The organism is Holospora curviuscula, assembly GCF_002930195.1.
In the GTDB taxonomy this organism is placed as follows: domain Bacteria; phylum Pseudomonadota; class Alphaproteobacteria; order Holosporales; family Holosporaceae; genus Holospora; species Holospora curviuscula.
In genome coordinates this window covers 1-2388 of sequence record NZ_PHHC01000052.1, presented here as the reverse complement: position 1 = coordinate 2388, position 2388 = coordinate 1, and the positions used below count along the sequence as shown (strand labels likewise).

Genomic DNA, 2388 nt, shown 5'->3' with positions numbered 1-2388 from the left:
AGCCCCTATCAAAAAGAAAAAGCATGGTCGTTTGGAAAAAAGCGTGTTACGCGTTGGCTTGGATCTGCTGCGGGAATTATTTTTTAAAATTGATCGTTCGGTTAACAATTTCGTGAATGATATTGCGTCAATTTTTAATCAAAACACTGTAATTGAGCGGGTATTTACAGGGAGATAAACTTTTGTCCTGTACAGAGATTTAATATATAACCAAATAGCTATAAAACGGCTATAATAGAAGAAAAGAAAAAATATTTAAAGATCTCGTATTCATAGGATTTTCGTCGTAAAAGTTGAGACATTAAGAAGAAAGTAAGTGATAAACTATAAGGAATTGGGTAGACGTTTTGGAATGGGTAAGCAGACTATAGAGGGAGTACGCGTTTAGAACCGAATTTAGAACCTGTATTCATGGATAAAAGGAGGGAGTATAGTCAAGCTTGGAGATAATAAGAACGCGTGATCCAATCGATTTAACAAATCATGAATGAAAGCTCATTAAAGATCATTTTGCATGGGGCAAGTATGGTAATAAAAGTAACCACGAAAAGAAAAATCGTGTTAATGGAGTAATATCTTGTATATATACATTATGAGAAGATTCAGAGGCGCTCCCATACCCGGGAATGCACCGGTAGCACTGCGCCTCCAGTACCCCCTGGCCCTTCATCTGCGTGCCCTGGTGGAGGATGGCCCCCACCCGGCCGGAGATCTCCTGCGCCTCAATGGAAGAGGGATGAAATACCGAGCTGGAGCCCGTATATACCGCATCCTCCTTCCTCCCCGGCTCCCGATCTGCCCAAAAGGAACATAATTTTCGAAAGAATTTACCGATGCCCAATGCTAATAACCTCCTTGGGAAGAAGGAGCAGCTGGCCCCGGACGTATTGATAACAAGCTAAGCTTTCCTTTGCGGAATCTACATCTTTTTTTGCTCGATTTATTTCTGGTTCGAAATTAGCATTTTTTAGAGTTATTTCGTCTTGCTCTAATATATTTTTCCATGACGAGATTTTTTCATCCAACAAACTCAACACCAGATCCCGCTTCCCCAAAGGTAAAGCATCCACTATGGAAAGATCAGGAAATTTATCTGGCTTAATTTCATAAAAGGTATCAAAGAGCATTTGTGACATTAAATCTTTAGCAGCCCAACGGGCCCCGGGATGCAGAAGATGCAAAGAGCGCATAATCCAATGCATATAAGTTGGGCCAAGATCAGAATCTGCAACAGTTTGTAACATCATTTCCGTCCATATATCCTCCATAGTCCAAGGCCACCGATTATCCCCCTCTGGAGGAAAATACCGCATCACTTGGGGAATAAAAGAAGGATCTTTCAAAGCACTCAACGCTTCGAAAAGATAATAAAAGCACCAGGATGCTTTTTGTCCCTCAAGGCTAAGAAGCTCTCGTAAATAATCCCGATCCCGCTCTTCTCTATCCCACAACTCAAAATAATACGCCAGGGCTGATAACAGCCCTTCTTTTGTGGCGAATTTTTTAATGGCTTCTTTCCAATACTTTTCTCCCGCATCAATCTCCTGAGTTTCATACAAATCATCTAGAACGTCTTGTAGACACGTATACTTTTCCATAATCTCCTTCCTAAGGTTTTAAAATGCGGTTTTGCATTTGTTCTGCAAAATACTGTTCATTTAACCGCACCGCTTGAATCAATGCGGCGTTCAAATCCTGATGCACTTCTTTACGTAGCACGGGGTCCGCAATACGATTCGTACAGTTTCGAAGATCTCGAATACTCCAAAATAAAGACTGACGCAGGTTATCAAACTCAAAGGCGTTGGCAGTATGGACAAAGTATTTGTGCCACTCTTGAGGAATAATGACACTAACACCGGCATCTCTATGGATATTAAACTGTATAAAGTTTTCGTTATTGGCATGGGTCCCCACGTGGTGACGAGCAGTACGTTTTTCCATAATGGATTTAAATTCTTTGTTACGCGCATCCATGATTTTTTGAAATTTATCATCCCCATGTCGTCCCACCACGAATTTTTCATTTCTATAATGAGTAAAGTATTGAGTAATGGCGGCTTGTTCTTCAACGCTTACGGGTTTATTGAGAAGTCCACCTTGACCACCCCGCCCTTGAGGCAAAGGCTTTTCAGGCTTAGGCCCCTGGAACGGTTTATTGGAAGTCTTCAATCCTCCCACTTTTTCCAGGCCTTTTCCCAGAACTTTTCCTACTTGGCGGCCCAGGATTTCCTGAGCCAGAACGGATCCTGCCCCTGCCATACCTTCCTTTTGGTAGGCGTTCTTCAAAGCGCCCGCGGTTTCCCCAGCCTGCACCACCGCTTTGGCCAGCTTCATCCCCGGAAGGACCTTGATGCCCGTCTTGGCCAGAGTCTCCAGCGCCTCAGA

At 42.9% G+C, this 2388-nt stretch carries 3 protein-coding genes; all 3 read right to left on the bottom strand.

The window, feature by feature from the left end:
- Positions 1 to 505: 505 nt before the first annotated feature.
- Positions 506 to 841, bottom strand: a complete 336-nt coding sequence (locus HCUR_RS00820) for a hypothetical protein (RefSeq protein WP_104206325.1) — start codon at positions 839 to 841, stop codon at positions 506 to 508.
- Positions 828 to 1598 carry a hypothetical protein gene (locus tag HCUR_RS00815; RefSeq protein ID WP_104206324.1) on the bottom strand — a complete coding sequence of 257 codons (771 nt, stop codon included), beginning with the start codon at positions 1596 to 1598 and terminating at the stop codon, positions 828 to 830. Before HCUR_RS00815 ends, HCUR_RS00820 begins: the two co-directional genes overlap by 14 nt.
- Before the next feature lie 10 nt (positions 1599 to 1608).
- Positions 1609 to 2388, bottom strand: a 780-nt coding sequence (locus HCUR_RS09410; RefSeq protein WP_243397231.1) for a hypothetical protein, incomplete at its 5' end; no start/stop codon positions are given.